Source organism: Paraburkholderia flagellata (assembly GCF_021390645.1).
Lineage (GTDB): Bacteria > Pseudomonadota > Gammaproteobacteria > Burkholderiales > Burkholderiaceae > Paraburkholderia > Paraburkholderia flagellata.
In genome coordinates, this window is the sequence record NZ_JAJEJT010000002.1 from 990,061 (window position 1) to 1,014,185 (window position 24,125).

Annotated in this window: 16 protein-coding genes; 12 read left to right on the forward strand and 4 right to left on the reverse strand. The window is 61.8% G+C overall.

Annotation, left to right across the window (positions count from 1 at the left end):
• Positions 1–20: 20 nt before the first annotated feature.
• The 3 genes from L0U83_RS18865 (at position 21) to kdgD (ending at position 3,493) form a co-directional block, all read left to right on the forward strand.
• Positions 21–1,109, forward strand: a complete 1,089-nt coding sequence (locus L0U83_RS18865; RefSeq protein WP_233885428.1) for a lactonase family protein — start codon at positions 21–23, stop codon at positions 1,107–1,109.
• A 65-nt stretch (positions 1,110–1,174) separates the two neighbouring features.
• Positions 1,175–2,524 carry a glucarate dehydratase gene (gudD, locus tag L0U83_RS18870; RefSeq protein WP_233885430.1) on the forward strand — a complete coding sequence of 450 codons (1,350 nt, stop codon included), beginning with the start codon at positions 1,175–1,177 and terminating at the stop codon, positions 2,522–2,524.
• Positions 2,525–2,575: 51 nt separating this feature from the next.
• Entirely contained in the window at positions 2,576–3,493 is a 918-nt protein-coding gene (gene kdgD, locus L0U83_RS18875; protein WP_028206318.1) for a 5-dehydro-4-deoxyglucarate dehydratase, read from the forward strand.
• Positions 3,494–3,595: 102 nt separating this feature from the next.
• Here the strand turns inward: kdgD and L0U83_RS18880 are convergent, their stop codons facing one another.
• On the reverse strand, positions 3,596–3,856 hold the full coding sequence (locus L0U83_RS18880) for an H-NS family nucleoid-associated regulatory protein (protein ID WP_233885431.1): 261 nt from the start codon (positions 3,854–3,856) through the stop codon (positions 3,596–3,598).
• Between the two features lie 85 nt (positions 3,857–3,941).
• On the reverse strand, positions 3,942–4,637 hold the full coding sequence (locus L0U83_RS18885; RefSeq protein ID WP_233885434.1) for a cytochrome b/b6 domain-containing protein: 696 nt from the start codon (positions 4,635–4,637) through the stop codon (positions 3,942–3,944).
• A gap of 180 nt (positions 4,638–4,817) precedes the next feature.
• Between L0U83_RS18885 and L0U83_RS18890 the strand changes: the two genes are divergently transcribed.
• The gene (locus L0U83_RS18890) at positions 4,818–5,417 is read left to right on the forward strand and encodes a TMEM175 family protein (RefSeq protein WP_233885436.1); all 600 of its coding nucleotides are present in this window, start codon (positions 4,818–4,820) and stop codon (positions 5,415–5,417) included.
• Between the two features lie 54 nt (positions 5,418–5,471).
• Here L0U83_RS18890 and L0U83_RS18895 read toward each other — a convergent pair whose 3' ends face one another.
• Entirely contained in the window at positions 5,472–6,041 is a 570-nt protein-coding gene (locus L0U83_RS18895; protein WP_233885438.1) for a DUF4142 domain-containing protein, read from the reverse strand.
• A 409-nt stretch (positions 6,042–6,450) separates the two neighbouring features.
• Between L0U83_RS18895 and L0U83_RS18900 the strand changes: the two genes are divergently transcribed.
• Positions 6,451–7,779, forward strand: coding sequence for an MFS transporter (locus L0U83_RS18900; protein WP_233885440.1), 1,329 nt, complete (start codon positions 6,451–6,453; stop codon positions 7,777–7,779).
• 10 nt (positions 7,780–7,789) lie between these two features.
• Positions 7,790–9,460, forward strand: coding sequence for a class I adenylate-forming enzyme family protein (locus L0U83_RS18905; protein WP_233885442.1), 1,671 nt, complete (start codon positions 7,790–7,792; stop codon positions 9,458–9,460).
• Positions 9,461–9,551: 91 nt separating this feature from the next.
• Here L0U83_RS18905 and metE read toward each other — a convergent pair whose 3' ends face one another.
• Positions 9,552–11,846: a 5-methyltetrahydropteroyltriglutamate--homocysteine S-methyltransferase gene (gene metE, locus L0U83_RS18910; RefSeq protein WP_233885444.1), complete on the reverse strand. Its 2,295-nt coding sequence runs from the start codon at positions 11,844–11,846 to the stop codon at positions 9,552–9,554.
• 150 nt (positions 11,847–11,996) lie between these two features.
• Between metE and L0U83_RS18915 the strand changes: the two genes are divergently transcribed.
• The 6 genes from L0U83_RS18915 to L0U83_RS18940 all read left to right on the forward strand — a co-directional run bounded on the left by L0U83_RS18915 (position 11,997) and on the right by L0U83_RS18940 (position 24,116).
• Positions 11,997–12,905: a LysR family transcriptional regulator gene (locus L0U83_RS18915; RefSeq protein WP_233885445.1), complete on the forward strand. Its 909-nt coding sequence runs from the start codon at positions 11,997–11,999 to the stop codon at positions 12,903–12,905.
• Positions 12,906–13,143: 238 nt separating this feature from the next.
• Positions 13,144–14,094: a choline ABC transporter substrate-binding protein gene (locus L0U83_RS18920; protein ID WP_233885446.1), complete on the forward strand. Its 951-nt coding sequence runs from the start codon at positions 13,144–13,146 to the stop codon at positions 14,092–14,094.
• Positions 14,095–14,193: 99 nt separating this feature from the next.
• Positions 14,194–15,840, forward strand: a complete 1,647-nt coding sequence (locus tag L0U83_RS18925) for a trimethylamine N-oxide permease (protein WP_233885447.1) — start codon at positions 14,194–14,196, stop codon at positions 15,838–15,840.
• A gap of 683 nt (positions 15,841–16,523) precedes the next feature.
• Positions 16,524–19,343: a PAS domain-containing protein gene (locus L0U83_RS18930; RefSeq protein WP_233885448.1), complete on the forward strand. Its 2,820-nt coding sequence runs from the start codon at positions 16,524–16,526 to the stop codon at positions 19,341–19,343.
• Positions 19,340–20,962, forward strand: a complete 1,623-nt coding sequence (locus L0U83_RS18935; RefSeq protein WP_233885449.1) for a CHAT domain-containing protein — start codon at positions 19,340–19,342, stop codon at positions 20,960–20,962. The genes L0U83_RS18930 and L0U83_RS18935 overlap by 4 nt, the downstream gene beginning before the upstream one ends.
• Position 20,963: 1 nt before the next feature.
• A complete protein-coding gene (locus L0U83_RS18940; protein WP_233885450.1) occupies positions 20,964–24,116 on the forward strand; it encodes a CHAT domain-containing protein in 3,153 nt (1,050 codons plus the stop codon).
• The last annotated feature ends 9 nt before the right edge of the window (positions 24,117–24,125 follow it).

Genomic DNA, 24,125 nt, shown 5'->3' on the forward strand with positions numbered 1-24,125 from the left:
TCGAGAAGGAAACCCACACCATGAACCAGCCGAACCCCGAACGCTTCTTCGTCTACGTCGCGAATTCGAAAGACGGCGACATCGGCGTGTTTCATCTCGACGCGCGCAATGGCACGCTCACGCCGCAAGCGCGCGTGGCCGCGCAGGACAACGTGATGCCGATGGCGCTCTCGCCCGACCGCCGCCGCCTCTATGCGGCCACGCGCGGCGCGGACAAGCGCATCAACGACTACGCCATCGACGCTCAGACCGGCAGCCTCACGCCGCGTGTCCAGACGCCAATCGAAACGAGCCTCGCGTATCTGTGCGCCGAGCCGCAGGGGCGTTTCCTGCTGGGCGCTTCGTACGGCGAGCATCGCGTGAGCCTGTATGGCGCGAACGATCAAGAGAACGGGCGGGGCGCGCCGCTCCAGGTGATCGATGACATCGAGCATGCGCACGCCGTCATCGTTTCCGCCGACGGGCGCTTCGCGTATGCGTCGTCGCTCGGCAGCAACCGAGTGTTCACTTTTGCGCTGGGAGACGAAGGGCGCCTCGTCGAAATCGGCACGGTCGATTTAGGCGCGGGCTTCGGTCCGCGGCATCTGCGCTTTTCGCCGGGCGGCGACGTGCTGTACGTGCTGAGCGAATTTCGCGCGACGGTGGCGGCTTTCGCGCGCGACGCCGCCACGGGCAAGCTCGCGGCGCTGCACGTTTCGCCGCGCGCCGCCGATCTCGCGCATCTGAACGACGGCTTTGCGCGCCCGAGCCCCACGGACCCCGTGCAGCCCGACCCGGCGGTGCTCGCGAAGAACATTTGGGCCGCCGATATCCACGTCTCGCCCGATGGGCGCTTCGTCTACGTGTCCGAGCGCACGACGAGCCAGATTCTCACGCTGCGCGTAGCTCAAGATGGTGCGCTCGAATACGTGGGCGCGACCGCGACCGAAACGCAGCCGCGCGGCTTTCGCATCGACCCCACGGGCCGCTTTCTGGTGGCGTGCGGAGAGAAATCGCAGCACGTCTCGGTCTATTCAGTCGACGCGGCGAGCGGTGCACTCACACCCGTCTCGCGCGGCGAGGGCGGCAATGGTGCGAACTGGGTGGAGATCGTCGCCGCTAGCGCCTAACCGGTTCAACCCAAAGTTTCGATTGTCAGGGCGCAGCGCGCCGCACTTTTACAGGTAATACGTTCATGTCTACACAAACCGTTCAACCGAACGCCACGCCCGTTGTGACCGAACTGCGCGTCGTGCCCGTGGCGGGCCGCGACAGCATGCTGCTGAACCTCTCCGGCGCGCACGGTCCGTTCTTCACGCGCAACGTCGTGCTGCTGCGCGACAGCGCGGGCAACACCGGCATCGGCGAAGTGCCGGGCGGCGAGGCGATCCGCAAGACGCTCGAAGACGCGCGTGCGTTCGTGGTTGGCCAGTCCATCGGCAATATGCAGTCGGTGCTCAACACTGTGCGCAAGCAGTTCGCCGACCGCGATTCGGGCGGCCGCGGCCTGCAGACCTTCGACCTGCGCACCACGATTCACGCGGTCACGGCGCTCGAAGCCGCGCTGCTCGATCTGCTCGGGCAGCATCTGAACGTGCCCGTTGCCGCGCTGCTGGGCGAAGGCCAGCAGCGCAGCGAAGTGGAGATGCTCGGCTATCTGTTCTTCATCGGCGATCGCAACAAGACCGATCTCGCGTACGTGAGCGGCGCCGATGGCCGCGACGACTGGGAGCGCCTGCGCACCGAAGAAGCGATGACGCCGGAAGCCGTCGTGCGTCTGGCCGAAGCCGCGAAAGCGCGCTACGGCTTCAACGACTTCAAGCTCAAGGGCGGCGTGCTGGCGGGCGACGCGGAAATGGAAGCGGTCACGGCCCTCGCCGAGCGCTTTCCCGAAGCACGCGTGACGCTCGACCCGAACGGCGCGTGGACGCTCGCGGAAGCCATCCGCCTGTGCCGCGACAAGCACGACGTGCTCGCCTACGCCGAAGACCCCTGCGGCGCGGAGAACGGCTATTCGGGCCGCGAAGTGATGGCGGAGTTCCGCCGCGCGACGGGCCTGCCCACGGCCACCAACATGATCGCGACCGACTGGCGCCAGATGGGCCACGCGATCCAGCTGCAATCGGTGGACATTCCGCTTGCCGATCCGCATTTCTGGACCATGCAGGGCTCGGTGCGCGTGGCGCAGATGTGCAACGACTGGGGCCTCACATGGGGCTCGCACTCGAACAATCACTTCGACATTTCGCTCGCGATGTTCACGCACGCGGCAGCAGCCGCGCCTGGGAAGATCACGGCGATCGACACGCACTGGATCTGGCAGGACGGCCAGCGCCTCACGCGCGAACCGCTGCAGATCGTGGGCGGCAAGGTGCAGGTGCCGCAAAAGCCGGGCCTTGGCATCGAGATCGACCTGGACGAGCTGGAAAAGGCCCACGCGCTCTACAAGGAGCACGGCCTCGGCGCGCGCGACGACGCGATCGCCATGCAATACCTCATTCCCAACTGGAAATTCGACAACAAGCGTCCGTGCCTCGTGCGCTGAACGCCATCTTCGACTAAACACCTTTACTGACTTCGCAACAGGATCAAGACCATGACCACGCCGCAAGAACTCAAGCAAATCGTTTCCGAAGGCCTGCTTTCGTTCCCCGTGACCGACTTCGACGCGCAAGGCAACTTCCGCGCGAGCACCTACGCCGAGCGCCTCGAATGGCTGGCCCCGTATGGCGCGAGCGCGCTGTTCGCGGCGGGCGGCACGGGCGAATTCTTCTCGCTCACGAAGAGCGAATACTCGCAGGTCATCAAGACGGCCACCGAAACCTGCAAGGGCAAGGTGCCGATTCTCGCGGGCGCGGGCGGCGCGACGCGCGTGGCCATCGAGTACGCGCAGGAAGCCGAGCGCAATGGCGCGCAGGGCATTTTGCTGATGCCGCACTACCTCACGGAAGCCTCGCAGGAAGGCATTGCCGCGCACGTGGAGCAGGTCTGCAAGGCCGTGCCGAAGATGGGCGTGATCGTCTACAACCGCGCCAACTCGAAGCTGAACGCCGACATGCTGGAGCAGCTTGCGGACCGCTGCGAGAACCTCATCGGCTTCAAGGACGGCGTGGGCGAAATCGAAGCGATGGTGACGATCCGCCGCCGTCTGGGCGACCGCTTCTCGTACCTCGGCGGCCTGCCCACGGCCGAAGTCTACGCAGCGGCGTACAAGGCGCTGGGCGTGCCCGTGTATTCGTCGGCGGTGTTCAACTTCATTCCGAAGACGGCCATGCAGTTCTACCGCGCGATTGCAGCCGACGACCACGCGACGGTGGGCAAGCTCATCGACGAATTCTTCCTGCCGTACCTCGCCATCCGCAATCGCCGCGCGGGCTACGCAGTGAGCATCGTGAAGGCGGGCGCGAAGCTCGTGGGCCGCGACGCGGGCCCGGTGCGCGCACCGCTCACCGACCTCACGCAAGAGGAAGTGGCGCAGCTCGATGTGCTGATCAAGAAGCTCGGCGCGCAGTAACGCGTTCGGTGTTCACGCCATGCCCGCGCCAGCCGGTGCGCGGCCTGGCTTTCGACAGGGCCCTGGCGGCCCTGTTTGCTTGTGAAGGGCGAGTGCGGCTAGTCAGGCGTTGTCGGCGGTGTCGCCGAACAGGTCCAGATTGGCGCGCTCGCGCCTTTTGCCTTCTTTGCCGTCGGTCTTGCGTGCGCGGCGTGCGGCCCGTTCCCGGCGCGGTTTGCCAAACACCTCGTCGGGCGTGAAGCCGAATTCGGCGATTGCCGCGCGCACGTTGGCCAGCGCCTCGTGCGCCGCTTCGGCGCGCGCTGCTTCGATGCGCTCGTCGAGCTCGCGTTTCTGGGCGAGCAATTCGCGGTAGGTAGCCATCGATGATTCTTGTCGAGTGAAAACGAGCCGCTGATTTTACGCGCTGCGCGGGCTTCGCGTGGATTTGACACGTTAATTTGCGGCATCAAAGATATGCGGCGAGGAGGGCGACCACGACGCCCGATAACCCCATCAGCAAGGCCGCGAGCCACAGCGACCGGCGCGCGGGCGCACCCACCGAGGCGGGTAGCCGCTTTTTGCCGCTCAGCATCGGGCCGATCAGATTGTGGCCTTTCACGAGCGCATAAATGGCAATCGCGCACACGTGCAGTACGACCGCTGCCGCGAGCACGTCCCACCCCCAAGCGTGCAGGCTGGCTATGGCATTCGCGATTTTTGCGGGCACGATTTCGCTGAGCGGGCCTTCGTCGGCGATATCGTTGTTGTCGTAGAGGCCGGTGAGCGTTTCGACCAGCAGCAGCGCGAGCAGCAGTAGAACCATCCAGCCGCCCGCCGCGTTGTGGCCCACCTGGACGTCGGGCTCGCGCCTCAACAAGTGGCGCAGATGGTCGATCGCCTTGCGCGGCGAGGCGACGAAGCGCGAGAAGCGCGCAGTCTCGCTGCCGAAGCACCCCCACAGAATGCGAAACAGCACGAGCGCAAGCAGCGTCTCGCCGAGGCGCACGTGCATCTGCATCCAGTTCATGCGCTGCGTGACGTACGCCGCGGCCACGAGCACGACGGTCAGCCAGTGGAACAGTCGGGTTGGCAGGTCCCAGACGGGCACGCGGCGCTCAGGGCGCTCAGAGCGGTCGCGGGTTGCGGATGTCGTCGAGTTCATGATTCGTGGCTGGCTGACTGGCTGGCGTGGCGCTCAACGGCATCATAGGTCAGGAACGCTCGCGTGCCATGTGCAGCGCAAGATACGCAACTGCGTTGCCGCCACGGCGACGTGGCATCGCGCGGCGACTTCGGCCATACTTGCCGCTTGCCTTACATCCCTTGCAAGCCGATCCCGCAGATGGAAAAAAACCGACTCGAAGCTTTCAGCGATGGCGTGCTCGCCATCATCATCACCATCATGGTGCTGGAACTCAAGGTGCCGCACGGCGACAATCTCGCTGCGCTCGCGCCGCTCTGGCCGGTTTATCTGAGCTATGTGCTGAGCTTCATCTACGTGGGTATCTACTGGAACAACCATCATCACATGCTGCAGGTGGCGCGCCGCGTGAACGGCTCGGTGCTCTGGGCCAATCTGCATCTGCTGTTCTGGCTTTCGCTGCTGCCGTTCACGACGGGCTGGATGGGCGAGAACGAGTTCGGACGCTGGCCGACCGCGCTTTACGGCGTCAACCTGCTGCTTTGCGCGGTCGCTTATGTCGTGCTGCAATTTACGCTCGTGCGCTATCACGGCACGCAAAGTCCGCTTGCCATTGCATTGGGCAACGACTTGAAGGGCAAGATTTCGCCAGTGATTTATACGGCGGGCTTTGCGCTTGCGGCGCTCGACTATCCACGCGTTGGCGCGATTTTCTATTTCATTGCGGCGCTGCTCTGGCTCGTGCCCGATCAACGCATGGAGCGGCTCGCCCTGGCCGCGGGCGAAAAGAAAGAAGAGTAAACGGCACTGGGGCCGGCGCGCATGCGGCCGGCCCCTTCGTGCATCACGTCGTCATCAGCCTGCCAGATGCTTGCGCTTGGCGAGTTCCTGAGCCTTGGCGTAGTCGGCCTGGATCACGGGCAGGCCTGCCGTGGCGGCCTTCTTGAGGCCGGCGTCGCGGCCCGAGGCGATCTCCGCCTGGAAGGCCGAGAGCGTCTTCTGCTGGCCGGCCAGCGCGACCTGCTCGATATACGTCTTGTCGAAATCCGCGCCGCGCAGATTGTTGATGCTGCTGATCACCGCCGCATCCGGGTCGTTACGCGGCACGTCCACGCCGCGCGGGCTCGCCGCGCGCATCGAGTCGGAGAGCTTCGAATAGTCGGCCACCAGTTTTTCTGCGAAGGCCTTCACTTCGCGGTCGGTCGAGCGCGAGTCGGCAATGCGCGCGGCATCGCGTTGCGTGGCGACGGTTTGCGTGCCGTCTGCGATGAACGCCTTGTCGGCTTCGTGAAGCTGGCCGGTCGCGGCCGTGGTGGAGGCAGAAGCCGCGGAAGGCGCGGGGGTCTGCGCATGGGCGCTCAGCGTAACGGCGCAAAGGCTGGCGGCCGAAGCCGCGATGAGCGAGGCAAGCGAGAGGCGAGTCATGTGAACTCCTTTCTGCGTAGTTGGTATCGATTGCGCGCGCAGCGCCGCGCTTATTGCGGCTTTCCGTGCGGCGCTGCGCGGGACCGTTCTGGCGTGGCGCCTTGCTGCTCAACGGTCTGAGGAATTCTATGAACTCGCGTGCCGTACAGGTGAAACGATTGCTTCGCTTGTGTAACGGTTGGTAAGAGAGCATGCGAAGAAAATAACGATCCGCGTATTCACATCGACGTCATGCGTTTATGCCAATACGGCGTTTTCCATTTGCGCCAACCGGCGCACAATGTCCCTCGCGCGTATCGTTGCGCCCACAGCGAAAAGTCCCACGATGTGGGCGCGAACGCGGTTTGAGTCCCACCGAGCGCGCGCAAAAGCGCACGCAAAAAACGTAGGCCAACGAGGAGGAGACACGATGGACGACAAGCTGGTTGCAACCGCATCCACGACTACATCGAGCGCCGCAACCGCCACCGCCGCGAACTTTCGCTGGCGCGTGCTGATTTGGCTGCTGTTCGGCGGCATCATCAATTACCTCGATCGCGCGAATCTCGCGATCGCCGCGCCCGGCATGATTCACGACCTGGGCCTCACGCGCACTCAAATCGGTCTGCTGGGCACCGTGTTCGCCTGGACCTACGCCGTGATGCAGTTGCCGGCGGGCTGGATCATCGACCGCTTCGGCGCAAAGCGCGCCTATGCAGTGGGCATGATCTGGTGGAGCGTCGCGACGTGGCTCACCGGCGTGGTCGGCTCGATCTCGGGCCTCATCGTCATGCGCGTGCTGCTTGCAGTGGGCGAGGCGCCTTGCTGGCCGACCTCGGCGAAGATCACGGCGGCATGGTTTCCCGCCAAGGAGCGAGGCTTCGCCACCGGCATCTGGGATTCGTCGTCGAAGTGGGGGCCCGCGCTCGCACCCGCCGTGCTGGTCGCGCTGATGATCGCCTTCGGCTGGCGCTCGCTCTTTCACGTGACGGGCGCCATCGGCATCGTCTTCGCCGTGCTGTTCCTTTTTCTCTATCGCAACCCGGTGCAGAGCAAGCGGCTCACGCGCGAGGAGTTCGCCTATATCGAAGCGGGAGGCGGCGGCCACGAGCGTTCGCTCACGACCGCGCCTATTCGCTGGCGCGCGCTGTTCGCTTCGCGCAGCGTGTGGGGCATGATTTTCGGTTACTTCTGCGCGATCTGGCTTTGGAATATCTTTCTCGTGTTCCTGCCGCTCTACCTGCTCGACCGCTTTCATATTTCATTCGCACAACTGGGCATCTACGCGAGTATTCCGTGGTTCGGCGGCGCGGCGGGCGAGATCGCCGCCGGCTGGATCGCGAAGAAGCTCGTCGATCGCCATGTGGCTTCGCCTATGGTCGCCAAGCGCATGCTGATCGTCGTGTGCGCGATTGGCGCGGGCGTGTGCGCGGCGGCGCTGCCACTCGCGAACACGATAGGCGCGAGCGTCGCTCTGATGACGTTGGGGCTCGCGTTCATCGCTGCCACCATCGGCAACGCGTGGGCACTCGCGGCCGATATCGCCCCGTCTTCGATGGTCGCTTCCGTAAGTGCGATCCAGAACTTCGGTGGCTATTTCGGCGGGGCGTTCTCGCCGGTCGTGGCGGGCTTTATCGTCGACCGCACGGGATCGTATTCGCTGGCGTTCGTCATGGGCGGCGTGATTGCGGCCTGCGCGGCGCTGTTCTACTGGTTCATGGCGCGCGATACGGTGGGCCAGTCAGCGGACGCAGGTTGAGGAGACGGACGTGAACGCCTACGAAAGTTTTCCCTGGCACGTGCTATACGACATCGGCATCGAGGCGAATCCTAAGCAGGACTATACGAACGGCCTCGACCTGTTCGCAGCGGCGCTCGCGCGCGCGCCGCATGAGAGTGCGCTGCTCTACTTCGACGGCAGGCTCGACTGGCAGGCGCTCGACGAGTGGAGCGACCGCATAGCCTGCGTACTTCTCGACGAAGGCGTGCAGCGCGGCGATCGCGTGGCGCTGTACTTGCAGAACGTGCCGCAATTCGTGATGGCCTTGCTCGGAATCTGGAAGGCGGGCGCCGTGATGGTGCCGGTCAATCCGATGAATCGCAGGCGCGAACTGAAACTGCTGCTCGACGATTCGCAAACGCGGCTGCTGATCTGCGACGCCGCGCTCGAAGGCGAAGTCGTTCGCGAAGTGATCGCGAACATCGAAGCCGAAGGCAACGCCGCGCCGCGCGTCCTCACCACGCACGCGCGTGCGCTGCAAACACGCGACGATGCGCGCGTGTTCGGCGCATACCGCGAGGACAGTGGAGCAAGCGAGCGCGCAGGCGATCTTTTGCACGTAGCGCAAGCCGTGCAGCAAGGGCGCAAACCGCCGCCGGTCGCGCTGGCGGCGAGCGACCCCGCCATGCTCGTCTATACCTCGGGCACGAGCGGCCGCCCGAAAGGCGCGATCTGCACGCACGGCAATTTCGCGTTCAACGCGCAGACCTACCGCGATTTCTGCGATCTGCGCGAAGGCGGCCCGATACTCGGCGTGGCGCCGCTCTTTCACATTACCGGCCTGGTTGGCCATATCGGCGCGTCGTGGATTGCGCGCGCACCGCTGATTCTCACGCACCGCTTCGACCCGGCGGCTACGCTCGACGCCATCGAGGAACACCGCGCGGAGTTCACGATCGGCGCGATCACGGTGTTCATCGCGCTGCTGCATCACGCCGATGCGACCCGCGAGAAACTGGCCACGCTCACGAAGATCTATTCGGGCGGCGCTCCCATCGCGCCCAGCGTGGTTGAGGCGTTTCGCGCGAAGTTCGGCCGCGTGATCCACGGCGCGTACGGGCTCACCGAAACGAACTCGCCCACGCACATGGTGCCGCTCGCGAGGACGGCGCCCGTCGATCCACGCAGCGGCGCGCTGGCCATGGGCGTGCCGGTGCCTGGCGCCGAAGTGGCGATCGTCGACGATGACGGCCGCATGCTCGCGCCCGGCGAAACGGGCGAGATCGTCTGCCGCGGGCCGATGGTAGTGCCCGGCTACTGGAACAACCCGACGGAGACCGGCAATGCGTTTCGCGGCGGCTGGTTCCATACCGGCGACGTCGGCTTCATGGACGAAGCGGGCTGGTTCTATCTCGTCGACCGCAAGAAGGACATGATCAACGCGGCCGGCTTCAAGGTCTGGCCGCGCGAAGTGGAAGACGTGCTGTACGGTCATCCGGCCGTGCGCGAGGCGGCTGTGGTGGGTGTGCCCGATCCTTATCGCGGCGAGACGGTGAAAGCCGTAGTGAGCCTGCGTGCGGGCGCAGTGGCCGACGCAGCGGAGTTGATCGCGTTCTGCAAGGCGCGCATGGCGGCGTACAAATATCCGCGCATCGTCGAGTTCCGTGACGAATTGCCGAAGACGGCCACGGGGAAGATATTGCGACGGGAATTACGGTAATGGTTGCGCGAGCAATTTGATGAGATGGAAAACCGATGCGCCCCGAGACAGGCTCGGGGCGCATGAAACGGGCTTAGTGCGCTAATCCGCCTTATTGCACCTGATTGCGCAGCGCCTTGGCGGCAGCAACCATGTTGGTCAGCGCAGGAATCACCTCGGCCCACTGACGCGTCTTCAAACCGCAGTCAGGATTGACCCACAGACGCTCCGCCGGAATACGCTCAGCGGCTTTCTGCATCAGTTGAACGATATGTGCTTCGGTCGGGATATTCGGCGAGTGAATGTCGTACACACCTGGCCCAATTTCGTTCGGATACCTGAAGTTATCGAAAGCGTCCAACAATTCCATATCCGAGCGCGACGTTTCAATCGTAATGACGTCCGCATCCATATCGGCGATCGACGCGATGATGTCGTTGAACTCCGAATAGCACATGTGTGTGTGGATCTGCGTTTCGTCTTCCACGCCGTTCGCCGTGATGCGGAACGATTCGACGGCCCAGCGCAGATACTCGCCCCACTGTGCGCGGCGCAGCGGCAGACCTTCGCGCAGCGCGGCTTCGTCGATCTGGATCACGCCCACGCCGGCCTTCTCCAGGTCGAGCACCTCTTCACGAATGGCGAGTGCCAGCTGGTAGCACGAGACCGAACGCGGCTGGTCGTCGCGCACGAAGGACCAGTTGAGGATCGTCACCGGGCCCGTGAGCATGCCCTTCATGGGCTTGTTCGTGAGCGACTGCGCGTAGGTGATCCACTCCACCGTCATCGCTTTCAGGCGGCTGATGTCGCCGAACAGAATGGGCGGCTTCACGCAGCGCGAGCCGTACGACTGCACCCAGCCGAGCTGGCTGAACGCGTAGCCCTCGAGCTGCTCGCCGAAGTATTCGACCATGTCGTTGCGCTCTGCTTCGCCGTGCACGAGTACGTCGAGGCCCAGTTGCTCCTGCTCGCGCACGCTGCGCTCGATTTCGGCGCGCATCGCGGCCTGGTAGCCCGAGTCGTCGAGTGCGCCGTTCTTGAACTGGCTGCGCGCCTGGCGGATCTGGGCCGTTTGCGGGAACGAGCCGATCGTCGTGGTCGGGAATGCGGGCAGCTTCAGGCGTGCGGCCTGTTTCGCGGCGCGCTCAGCGTAAGCGTGCCGGCGATTGCCGAGCTGCGCGTCGATGCGAGCGATCGCGGCCTTCACCGCGGGGTTGTTCACACGCGGCGACTGGCGGCGCGCCTGAACGGCAGCGGCGTTCGCGGCGAGTTCGGCGGCGACCTTGTCGCGGCCGTCATTGAGCGCAGTGGCGAGCACTTTCACTTCGTCGAGCTTTTGTAGCGCAAATGCGAGCCACGAACGGATTTCGGCGTCGAGCTTCTCTTCGCTCGCGAGATCCACCGGCACGTGCAACAGCGAACATGACGGCGCGATCCACAGGCGCTCGCCGAGTTGCTTTGCGAGCGGCTCAAGCCAATCGAGCGTGGCATTCAGGTCCGTCTTCCAGATATTGCGGCCGTTGATCGCGCCCACCGAAAGCACACTCTGCGCAGGCAGCTTTTGTGCGGCCAGCGCGACTTCGGTACGGGCGTTGACCGCGTCGATATGCAGACCGTCGACGGGCAGCGAGCACGCCAGGTCGAGATTGTCCTGTAGTTCTCCGAAGTAGGTGGCCAGCAGAAGCTTGACACTGCGCAGCTCGAAGCCTTCATACGCCGTCGCAAACGCGGCGCGCCATGCCGGATCGAGTTCGGTCACGAGAATCGGCTCGTCGATCTGCACCCACTCGACGTCCATCACGCGGAAGTAGTCGAGCAGCGCGCGATACACGGGCATGATGCGCGGCAGCAGCGCCAGCTTGTCGGAATCGTCCTTGGCCTTGCCGAGCCACAGGTAAGTGAGCGGCCCGATGATCACGGGCTTGGCCTTCACGCCCAATTCGCGCGCTTCGCGCAGTTGTTCGGAAAGACGCGACGTATCGAGGTTGAACTGCGTATCGGCCGTGAACTCGGGGACGATGTAGTGATAGTTCGTGTCGAACCACTTCGTCATTTCGCCGGCCGCGACGCCGCCGCAGCAAGCGGCATGGTCGTCGGCGCCGTGGGCCGAGCGGCCACGCGCCACGCGGAAGTAGTTGTCGAGCTTGTCGCCGTGGAAGCCCCGCACGCGCTCGGGCAAGTTGCCGAGCGTGAAGCTCATGTCGAGCACCTGGTCGTAGAACGCGAAGTCGCCGGCGGGCACGAAGTCGAGACACTTCTGGTTCTCCCAATGACGTGCGCGCAGTTGCGCGCCGAGCGCCTTCAGTTCGTCGCGTGAAGATTCGCCTTTCCAGTAGCGTTCGAGACCGAACTTGAGTTCGCGTTTCGCGCCGATGCGCGGAAAGCCGAGATTGTGCGTGGTGACCATGTGCGTTGCCGTCCGAAATGAATGTGCTGAAAACGATCCAGAGTGGCACCGATCATAGAGGTATCCGACGATGAAGAAAAATGGCATTATTTCATCCATCCATTAGTTTCATTCATCTGTCGCCGCATTGGCGCGGGGTGGCCCTTTTCCATGCTCGAACGTGTTCATCTTGTCATCGTCCGCGAAGTCGCCCGGCAGGGCTCGCTTACCGCAGCCGCGGAGTCGCTGTTCCTCACGCAATCGGCGTTGAGCCATACGGTCAAGAAAATCGAGCAGCAACTCGGCACCCAGATCTGGGACCGCGAAGGCCGCAGCCTGCGGCTTACGCAGGCCGGCCAGTACCTGCTGTCATTGGCCGAACGGCTCCTGCCGCAGTTCGAACTCGCGGAAGAGCGTATGAAGCAGTACGCGGCCGGGGAGCGCGGCACGCTGCGTATCGGTATGGAATGCGCTCCGTGCTATCAGTGGCTGCTCAAGGTGGTGTCGCCATATCTGGCGCGCTGGCCCGATGTCGATGTGGACGTGAAGCAGCGTTTTCAGTTTGGCGGCATCGGCGCGTTGATCGGCTATGACATCGACGTGCTGGTCACGCCCGACCCGCTCATCCGGCCCGGACTGCGCTTCGATCCGGTATTCGACTACGAGCAGGTGCTGGTGGTCGCGGAAGACCATCGGCTCGCGAACGTGCGCTACGTGAAGCCCGAACAGCTCATCGACGAAACGCTCATCACGTATCCCGTGGATACCGACCGGCTCGATATTTACAACCAGTTCCTGCGGCCCGCGAACATCACGCCGCGCCGTCACAAAACGATCGAAACGACCGACATCATGCTGCAGATGGTCGCGAGCCATCGAGGCGTGGCCGCGTTGCCGCGATGGCTCGCGGAAGAATACGCAGACCGCATGCCGCTCGCGATCGTGAAGCTCGGCAAACAGGGCATTGCGAAACAGATCTTTCTTGGCACGCGGGAGGGCGATGCCGTGGTCGATTACCTCAAATCGTTCGTCGAATTCGCGCGTGCCCCTGTCTGGCAGACACCCCGTGTGCGCGGCTGATGCCGCACGGCGCATGCAAGGTCTTACATTTTAAAAATGAAAGGAACGCTGCCGAAGTTCGTATATTGATCGTTCAATTAACTTAAAGGCGCTGCTCCGGGGGCTTCGCAGGAATCGCTTGTCGCTTCTGCGCAATTGCTCGTCGCAATTGCTACGTTAGTCCGCTTTTTGCCGGACAACTATGTGTCATGAGACTTCATGACCCTGCGACGCAGTTCGATTCCTCGAGGAGATGACGATGTGCCGATTCCCCCTGCTTAAGACAGGCGCGCTCGCGTGCGCCGCAGTCCTCTGCGCCAGCGCTTACGCGGCCGATCCCGCCGCGTGCAAGGACGTGCGTTTCGCCGACGTGGGCTGGACCGATATCGCGGCAACCACCGGCGTCGCATCGACGATCCTCGGGGCGCTTGGCTATGCGCCGACGAAAACGATCGCCTCGGTGCCGATCACGTTCGCCGGGCTCAAGAGCAAGCAGATCGACGTCTTCCTCGGTTACTGGTCGCCGACCATGGACCCGATCATCGAGCCGTTCACGAAGTCTGGCTCGATCAAAGTCCTTTCGACGCCGAATCTCACGGGCGCGAAATATACGCTCGCCGTTCCCGATTACGTCTACCAGGGCGGCCTCAAATCGTTCCAGGACATTGCGAAATACGCAGACAAGTTGCAAGGCCGCATTTACGGCATCGAACCCGGCAACGACGGCAACGCGCTGATCCAGAAGATGATCGGCGCGAACCAGTACGGCCTCGGCAAATTCAAGCTCGTCGAATCGAGCGAGGCGGGAATGCTCGTGCAGGTGAACCGCGCCGTGCGCGAGAAGCAATGGATCGTCTTCCTGGGCTGGGAGCCGCATCCCATGAATGTTCAGATGAAGATCGACTATCTCTCAGGCGGCGACGCCGTGTTCGGGCCCGACTACGGCGCGGCGCGCGTGCTGACCGCCGAACCGCCCGACTATGCCGCGCGCTGCCCGAACGTGGCGAAGTTCGTCTCCAACCTCCAGTTCACGACCGCGATCGAGAACCATTTGATGGTGCCGATCGCCAACAAGGAGGACCCCAACAAGGCCGCCGCCGACTGGCTGCGCAGCAATCCGCAGGTGCTCGAAAACTGGCTCGCCGGCGTGACCACGCTGGACGGCAAGCCGGGCCTGCCTGCCGTGCGCGCCTCGCTGGGCGTGCATTGACATGCCTTCGTCCGCGGTGAAAGCCGCGGACATCCCTGCGGTACATCCCTATTTGCGCAGCAATTTTGGTTGATTAGCGTTCAAAAGAGGAGGAGGCAGATGGAGCAAGCAGGAATCGGAACGCACGGCGCGGAGGAGAGCGCCGCACGAGGCAGTCATGGCCACGCGCTGCAACGCGGCCTTACATGGAAAGATGCGTTCTGGGTGACGAGCGGTGTGCCCGCGGGCGTGCTGTTCACGATTGGCGGCGTTTGCGCGACTATCGGCCAACCGGCCTGGGCCATCTGGATCGCGTCGATCACGATGGGCCTCGTGCAAAGCGCCACTTACGCCGAGATTTCAGGGCTCTTTCCCCATAAATCGGGCGGTGCTTCGGTGTACGGAGCAATCGGCTGGGTCCGTTACAGCAAGATGATCGCGCCGGTTTCCGTGTGGTGCAACTGGCTCGCATGGTCGCCCATGCTCGCGCTTGGCTGTGGACTCGCCGCGAACTACGCGCTCGCCACGCTGTTTGCGCCCGAAGCGGCCATCATGCAGTGGCACTGGACGCTCGCCAACCTGGACTTCATCAAGCCTGGTCTCACGCTGCGGATCAACGCCACGTTCCTGATTGCGGCGGCGTTCTTGCTCATCACATTCCGGCTTCAGCATAGCGGCGCATCGAAGGCCGCGAAAACGCAGAAGATTCTGGGTATCGCTTCGCTGACGCCGCTTTTGATCGTCGGACTCGTGCCATTCATCACGGGCGACGTGCCTGCAAAGCATCTCTTTCCGCTGCTGCCGCTCGGGCATGATTCGCACGGTAATCTCACTGCTTCGGTCTTCGGCACATGGAACGGCCAGGGTGTGGTCATGGCGCTGGGCGCGATGTTCATGGCGGGATGGGCATCGTACGGCTTCGAAACGGCGGTGTGCTATACGCGCGAGTTTCGCGACCCACGGCGCGATACGGCGAGGGCGATATTCTGGTCGGGCGCGCTTTGTCTCGTCGTGATGACGCTCGTTCCGCTCGCGTTTCAAGGGACGCTTGGCACGGCGATGATGCTCGATCCGCGCATCGGCGACGGCACGGGCGTGGGCACCGCGATGGCCGCAATGGTGGGCGGCGGCGCCTGGGTGGGCAACGCCGTGGTGGTGATGCTCATGCTCTCGATTTTGCTGATCGTGATGACGTCGATGATGGGATCGTCGCGCACGCTCTATCAGGCTTCGCTGGACGGCTGGCTGCCGCGCTATCTCTCGCGGGTGAACGAGCACGGTGCGCCGACGGCGGCGATGTGGACCGATCTCGGCTTCAATCTCGTCCTGCTCGCGATGTCGGACTATATGACCGTGCTGTCGATTTCGAACGTCTGCTACATGTTGTTCGTTTTCCTGAATTTGCAGTCGGGCTGGATTCATCGCATGGACCGTGGCACGTGGGCGCGTCCGTATCGTTGCCCGACGTGGCTGCTCGCGCTCGGTGCGCTGTGCGGGTACGCAAACCTTGTGTTCGTGGGCGCTGGCGCCAATCTGCAAGGCGAGGGGACGTTGCGCAATGGCCTCATCGCCATGCTGCTGATCGTACCGGTGTTCGCTTTCCGGCATTACTGGCAAGATCGCGGGCGGTTTCCGGCGGGTAGTGCGCTCGATATGGAAGTGAGCGTGCCGGTGCGCAGCCGGTGGTTGAGTCTCGCGCCTTATGGTGCGCTTGTGGCGGCGGCGCTGACGATTGCGGTCTCGCATTGGCTGGCCGCTTTGGTCTGAATGGGCTTCAGTGTTGGCGGCATCGTGCGGGTCGAGTATTTGTGCTTTGCCGCCTTTTTGTTTGGAAACTACCTTTTTTCACTTCGAATAGATTGGATTTTCAGACGTACAGGGACGTTTGACTAATTTGGTTAACTATCTTTAGGCGTAGGTCGAGATCACTTGCCATAAACTGTGCGATATCGCACAGTCTTATCCAGACACGTGATGAGACCTTGTTCCGTAGCGAGGTTTGACCGAAAGCGTTCGGCGAAGATGGTCTCTCAATACGGTCCCGTCGATATATTCGCCGGTCTCGATGCCGTTGGATGCCAGTTCCACGCCCAGGCACTCGAGCATTATATAGCGCGGAAAGCAGCATTCTCGCTTCGGCCTTTTGCCCGCTCGATTCACAGAGAACAAGAAAGATTCGGTCAAAGTCGACAGTGAATGTCCTGCTGCGCTACCTCGCCTGTAATCCTTTATTCCAGATGCCGGCAGAAGATAGCTATGATTGTGCGGAGTGCTTGATAGTATTTTTTCCGCCTTCACGACGTTTGCCATGAGGTGATGCATACATCGAAAATATTGATTTGGAGCTTGTCTACAGTCGATACATTATTTCCAGATAGCTCCGATCCGTCCTGTTTTGGAGTCGATAAAGCATTCTATATCTCGATATAGTGAGGACAAGCGGAGAGCGTATGTCGACCAATATGGATATGAGGACTCACGTCCAGCGCAGACGTTCGTCTGCTAAACCCGACTTCGTCGATACAGTAATGGCGTCTGGGCTGCCTTACGCGATTGTCGACCACGAGGGCAAAGTATTGCGGGCGAGTGAAGTACTCCAAACAATGTTCCCGGGAATATGCGGCATTTCGATCGTCGAAGCCTTCCGGGTCGATCGGGGATTGCTGCTCGCCGACGTCGCCCCGTATCCCGCGGTCCCCGGCATCTGCGAAAATTCACGTGGTGAAAGCCTACCCGTGATGCTCCAGACCGCACTGGAGTTTCCAGACACCCGCTGGCGGCTCATCCACGTGACAAACGGGGAACAGTTTAGGCGTGCCGAGAACCAGCGCTTCGATTCCACGCCTTATGCAGTGATGCGCGTGTCGCCAGACGGCATTGTGCACTTCGCCAATGCAGAATCCTTCAATCTCTTCCCGCTCCAGCCGCATGGCGTGATAGGTCGTTCACTCGGCGCGCTCTTTGAGGGCGAAAACAGTGAGTGCATCGCGCAAAAGCTTGCGGAATGTATGCAGACGCTCAACCGGGTTTCAGTGGACGTCTCAATGTGCGATCGGACGAACAAAAGAGAGCAGGTGCGGCTGTTGCTGTTGCCAGACCTCACAGTCGACCGCCGTCCGCTTGGCGCGCTCGTCGTGATTCAGTCGACGCTGCTCGAACGGGTCCGCGACGATATTGCCAAAATCGCGCACGATTCCAGGATTCCGAGCTGGGAACAGCGCCTTGAATTGATAGTCGAATGCGTGCGCAGGATCTTCGACTTCGATCACGCGAATTATGGCATCTATGACGACGACGTGAGCGTATTCAGGGCTCTGGCGATTTTCCCGCACGAGGAGCGCATGAAATGGACCGAGCGATGGTTGAGGTTGCCGCCGGGCATTGTGCCGTGGTTAAAGAGCGGGCGGACCGCGGTACCGGATATCAATAAATTCTTGAAGGATTATCCGGATCTGGCCAACAGCGAAGTCGCACAGATGTATGTCAGCAAACGCATGCGTTCTTCGGCGACGCTGGTTGCGATGGGTGCGAGAGATATTCCGACCTCGGCGCTTTCGTTCTCGTCCATGCAGATGGGGAGGCTTGGCCAGGCACACGTCGACTTGCTGCGGGAACTGGATCTGGAGCCCGTGCTGATCCGAATCGAAAATGAAATTCGCGCGGAACGGGAAGCGTTGGCGGCTCACCTGCGCAGCGAACTGGCGCGCGCGCCGGTCCTGCCGGTAGTGGCGCGCGAGATCGTGGATCGGATAGCCACCAGTTTTAAATGGGATTTTGTTGCGCTCTTCCGTGTCGACCGGCACAAGGAGCAGTTTGAGCTGTTTCATCACAACCCCTGCAAAAAGGGTCTTGCGATGGGTGCGCCTTATGTGCAGCCGATCGATAAAGGCATGCTCGCGGCCACACTGAAAGAGAAGCAGACGCTCATCGTCAATGATATCGATGAGACCGGCAAGAACGGTGTCGAGCAGTTCGGCTATCTCGGTTTGGGCAGGCCAGCGCGATCGGCGATGACCATCCCGGTGCATCTGAACGGGCGCATTCGCTGGGTTTTGAATATTGAATCGAAAGTCGCGCATGCTTTCCATGGGCCGGACCGGGAAGCTATTGAGCGTTTGATTGCGTCGCTCGAAGAGGGGTTGAAGCAGCGTACGCTCGCTGAAATCAACAAGCTCGTGCTCAAGGAGACGGAGCAGGGTGTGGTTACAGTGGGCATGGACGGCGTGATTCTCAATGTGAACGCGGTGGCCGAGCGGCTGCTTGGCAGGGTGGAAAACTCGGCGAGCGGCACCCAGCGGGAGCTTTTCAGCATGTACGCGTCTGCGGACGACCCGCGCACCGCCGACGTGCTCAAGGGTCTCAGCGGGACAGAAAAGCGGCGCATTGAAATAGTCGGTGACGATGGCGAAATACGTCCTGTCCTCGCGACCTACATACCGCTCGACGAGAGCTTCGATGCCGCCTTGTGGTTCCTGACTGACTTGCACGGCGACCGCTGGACTGTTGACCTGCGCTTCCTTCGCGAAACCGTTAGCGATGTCGCGCAACAGACGCGCGCACCGCTTGCGCTTGCTTCATCGCTCGCACGTCAGTTGCCGCGGCTCTGGACCTCGGTCAGTCGTGCGGCGGATGGCGACGCGCCTTCTCCGGCCGATTCGGAGGACCTTTCCAGGCGGCTGATTGCCGAGATCAACAAAGCTGATATCACATTTGAGCGACTCGCGGAAAATCTCAATGTGCGGCGCGAGCCAGTCAGGAACAAGCAACTCCTCAATTTCGCGTATTGCATCGACTCGGTCATCGAAGGGCTGCCCAAGCGAGACCGCGAACACATTGAGCATGCCGGACCGAAGGCGCCGCTATTCGTGGACGGCGACCCGGAGCGACTCGCGTTCGTGGTTCGCTCGATCGTGGCGCATCTCATGCGTATCCTTCCAGCGGAAGAGGGCGCACGGGTCTGGATCTCGCTGTCATTGCATGATGCAAAGGTAGTCCTGATTCTGGCGATTGCAGACAGTTTGGACTCCGCCGCCGCGGCGGGCAGCGCGGCCGCATTGCTAGCGAATCCGCGGCCGGATGCCCTGTGGCGTGCGTATAAAGCCGCACGCGGTGACGCCAGCCTTGGCCTGAGCGCTGTGCGGCGCGTGATCAAGGCCCACGACGGCAAGCTGAAGGCGCAGGCAGGCGACGCGGAGCCAGGCGCTATTTCGCCGCCGTGGGTTGCCTTTCGCGTAACCCTTCCTGTCGCCACCCGGAGCGTCCAGCCATGAATACCGTAATTGAACGGGCCGAGGTTGTATTGATCACCGACGACAACGACAATGCCGCGCTGATTAATGCCGCATGGGAAGATTTAGTTCGCCGCGAAGGCGCGCACCAGGATGTGCATCGCTTCATTGAGGCAATTCCCACGCGATGGGTGTCGGTGGCAATGGCAGAGGAAAAACTGGGCGCCATCGAAAAAGGGGAGAATCCGGTGCTCATCATTCTCGACATCATGGTTCGCAAGGAGACGCGCTGCGGGATGCCCGGTACCGGTGCGGCAGGGCTCACGCTGCTCGACTGGCTAACCGCCAATAAGCCGGATGTTCCGGTGATCGTGCTTAGGGCCCACGGCGTTGAAGGCATCGAAGCAAGGCTGTTGCGGCGCTTGAACATCGCGAGCCTTTCGATTGGGCATGATGACTTCAACGGCGCGTTCTCCAAGGCCGCGTCATGGTTGACTGTGAAATCTGCGTCGTCGCGCCGGCGAATCACGGTGAAGGTGGGGCACTACGACGCGTGCTATTCCATCAACGATGGTTATCGCGAAGTGAAAAGCGAGCCGCATCAGTATGCGAGCCGGAATTTACTGGACGAACTCGGGCATAGAACCGACGCCTTCAAACCCGCCGGCCCGGGCTGGCAGGACACCGTTCGAGAACTTGGTGATGCGGTGTTCAAGTCGGTCATTGCTGGCACGATCGGGCCGCATATTCTCACATTGCTACGGCAGCGCGCGCCTACGAAAAACGAGTCTTCCTCTAGCGTGGATCTGCGCTTCGAGATTTTTGTACCGCGCAACGAATCGACGAAGCATTTCGGTGTGCCGTTCGAACTCGCTAAACCCCCCGAGGACATCGACAATTACTTGTGTACTCGCGTGCCGATGGCGCGCCGAATGTGCTTTGAGGACACCCTGGACGAAGACCCCGCGTCCGGGACGGAAGCATGGCCGCCCGATAGACCCCTGCGCATGCTTTTCATTAACGCGAGCTTCGATGGAAACGCGATCGCGGTGCACGAGAGAACGGGCAATCGCATCCAAGTGGATGTGGGCCGGCTCGAGAACACGGCAGCAGAACTGAAAGCGGTGAAGCAGTTCGCAACTCCCGAAGGCGGCGGCGGCCTTGAGTTGCCGACAGTGCTGGGCGGCGCGGCGAGCCGTATCTGCGCGCAAACGATAAGAGACCAGTTCGAAGCGCAAGTGACGAACGGCAATTTCGATATCGTCCACTTTGCCGGCCATTCGGTGACGCTCGACGACGGCGGTGGAACATTTCTCATTCTTCCTGGCAAAAACGGCCAAGGCATAGCCATATCGGTTCGCGAGATCGCGGAATGGATCAGACAGGGAGGGTCAAGGCTCGTGTTCGTACTTTCCTCATGCAGCGGCTCGTCGCTGCGTACTGCGATCGAAACCATGCGCGCCGGAGCAAAAGCGGTAATCGGCTTTCGCTGGGATGTGAACGATCACGCGTGTGTCGAGTATTTCCGGCGGTTTTATACCGAATATATACGCAACAAAAAAACACTGCCCGAAGCCTATTGCGAAGCATGCCGAAGGATTTCACTGTCGCAACGTGGTTTGCCAATCTGGGCGTCCGCCATCGCGGTCGTGAGGGACTGATATGCCAATACGTCAAATCGCGGGGACGAAGCTCAACTACTTCCTGTTTGCGTTCGACGAAAACGGCAAAGAGCGCCCGGAAGACGGCAATTGCATGCTCAGCGATGCCGTGATCAAACGGTTGAAAGACCGGAGTGCGCCGATCACCGACGTTTTTGTCATGGCTCACGGCTGGATGGGCGACGACGAGCGGGCACAGATGCAGTTCGACCGTTGGACGGCGATGATGCTTTCCTGCAAGGAAGACATCAGGACGTTGTCCGAACGCGAGCAAGGCTTTACTCCCTTGGTGATCGGCCTGCACTGGCCCAGTCTGCCGTGGGGCGTCGAGGGTAACTCGGCAGCACGCACCCTTGCGCCAATGGCGGAGGACGACGGCAGCGCCGAGCTCTCCGATATCGATGCCGCCGCTTCGCACTTCGCGAACACGGCGAGGGCGAGGCAGGCGATTGGGGCGATTTTCAGCTACGCGAAAGCCGCGCGCTCGGCCGTTCTGACGCCCGAGATCGTCGACGCTTATGCCGCACTCTTCCATGAATCGCAATTGCGGGTCGGGAGTCTCCTTGGCCGTCCGGGTTCGGACCAGGAGGCGTTCGACGTGAATTTCATCATGGAGCAGGCCCAAGGACAAGGCGATCACGGGGCTTCGGCTCAAGGGGTCCTGGGCATGGGGGGCATTGCCGAATCAGTCAAGGACGCGGTCCTTGCACCGCTGCGGCAGCTGTCGTTCTGGAAGATGAAAGATCGCGCGCGCGCGTTCGGCGAGGGGGGGGCGCACGCGTTGCTCTGTGACCTCCAGACTTCCGCGCCCGAGGCGGCAGTCCATTTGATGGGCCATAGCTTCGGCTGCATCGTCATCTCCGCGATGGTCGCGGGTCCCGACGGCACCCAACGCTTGCCGCTGAAGCGCCCGGTCGATTCGATGTTTCTCGTGCAGGGCGCGCTTTCGCTGTGGTCGTATGCCACGGACATCCCCTATGCGCCTGGAAAGTGCGGCTATTTTCAGCACATCCTGCGCGACGGCCGGCTTCGCGGGCCGCTCCTCACCACCTTTTCTACGCACGACTCGGCTGTCGGCACCTTTTATCCTCTCGGCGCACGCCTGAAAGGCCAACGATTGCTGGGCGAAACGTATCCCGAATACGGAGGGATAGGTGCGTTTGGCATACGCGGGAGTTTGGGCGTGCAGGATCTGGTTATGCAGGCCAGCGACTTCATTTATGCGTTCGAACATGGCTGCATTTACAACCTCGACGCTAGTGACGTAATCAGGAACGGCAACGGACCCGCGGGCGCACACAGCGATATCGCGCATCCGGAAGTAGCGCACGCGTTCTGGAGCGCTGTCCTCACGATGAAGCTCACGGCCGCAGTGCCCGCAACGAGAGACTCAGCGGCGTCGACCCCGAAGCGCAAGCCGATGCTGCTGGATAGCGGCACCGTAAGGCGCGAAGTGGATCGAACGGTAACATTGACAAACCTCGGGCCGGACACACGGGATCGCGGCGTCCGGATATTGGGCATCGAAGGCGAGGGCAGCGCGGAGGCGCCGCACGCTCCTTCCGCCGAGCGCTGGATCAACGCGGACTTTGAGGGAGTCGACCCTCCCGAGGCGCTCGTTAAGGATAAGTGGTACACATTGGCGTTCGATGTCGACACGATTCGCAATGCAACCGCTCAGGCGACAGTTTTCGCAGAAGAAGGCGTGTTTGCGCCGGATATCAATGAGGTCGTGCTGACGGTTCAGATAGATACCAAGGACTTCGACGTGTCTGGCCGAATCAGCCAGCTGCGCGTTCCACGCGTGGGGAAGTCGCATACCAAAGCGCGCTTTGACATATCGCCGCTCAAGGAGGGTCCATGCAAGATCACGGCGACAATCCTCAAGGAAGGTAACTTCATCCAGCAGATGGAACTGCGCTTTGACATAGGCAAGCAGAGGCACGAACAACCCGCTGAAATGCCATCATGCGGGCGGGCGTTCAGCAGCGCAGGACTGTTGGAATCGAGAGATATCGGACTACTGATCAAGCCAGGAGACGGCGGATACGATTGCACGGTCTGGGGTGCGGTGGCTGCCAGTGCGCACCTGCCGATCACGCCCGCGTATCTCGACGATGCCATTCGGGTTGCCCGCAGTCAGCTGATGCAAGTAGTCATGCAGCGTGATGCGGCCGGCAACTACGTGTTTCAGTCCGATGAGCCGATATCGAGGGACGCAACGGCGCTTGCGCTAAAGACAATGTCTTTCGCGGGTGCTTTGTTGATGCAGAAGCTATTTTACGGTCCCGCATCCGGCCTTGATTCAAAAGCCATCGGCGATGTGTTGCGCCGTCTGGCCGGCGACCGTACATCTCGCCTCAAGGTGCAGATCATCGCGGAAAGCCTTCCCATACCATGGGGCCTGCTTTACATGGGTGATCTGTCCGATGGCACCAAGCTGGACTGGGACAACTTCCTCGGCATGCGTCATGTGATCGAACAGATTCCGCTGCAAAATCCCATGAGAGTGACGGATCGCCGTATTCGCGCCGACCCCGCGCTCGCGGTCAGCATCAATCTGAACGATGACATCGACACCGATATGAGTTGCAACTTCGTCAAGACGCAACGCGCCGCCTGGTGCTCGACAGAACGGATAAAGGTAATCGGGAGGGCGACCACGGAAGAGCTGGTGGCAGCGCTCAACGATGTTAACAACACGGATCAGATTATCTACTTCTACGGTCACGCTGGGTCAAACGGTCTAACGGATCCAGGCGGCCCGGGCGGATCAAGGCTTGCGCTGACTAACAGCGTCGTGACACTGGACGAACTGACGCTGCGTGCGCCGGCCGACGTGCAATTGGCCGGCAGTCCGCTCGTGTTCATCAATGCCTGTGAATCAGCCGAGATGTCGCCAATGTTCTACGCTGGGTTTGCACCTTACTTCATGAGCAAGGGTGCGCGAGGTGTTATCGGCACGGAATGCAAAACGCCGGCCTTATTTGCTATGTTGTGGGCACAGCGGTTCTTTGGTCTGTTTCTCAAGGGCGAGCCCCTTGGCACAGCATTTTTGAAGCTGCGCCGTGAATTCCGTGACGAGGGCAACCCGCTCGGTCTGTTGTATGCGATGCATTGCGACGCCGATACCAAGGTGGATCCTGCTCTATGACGCGGCACC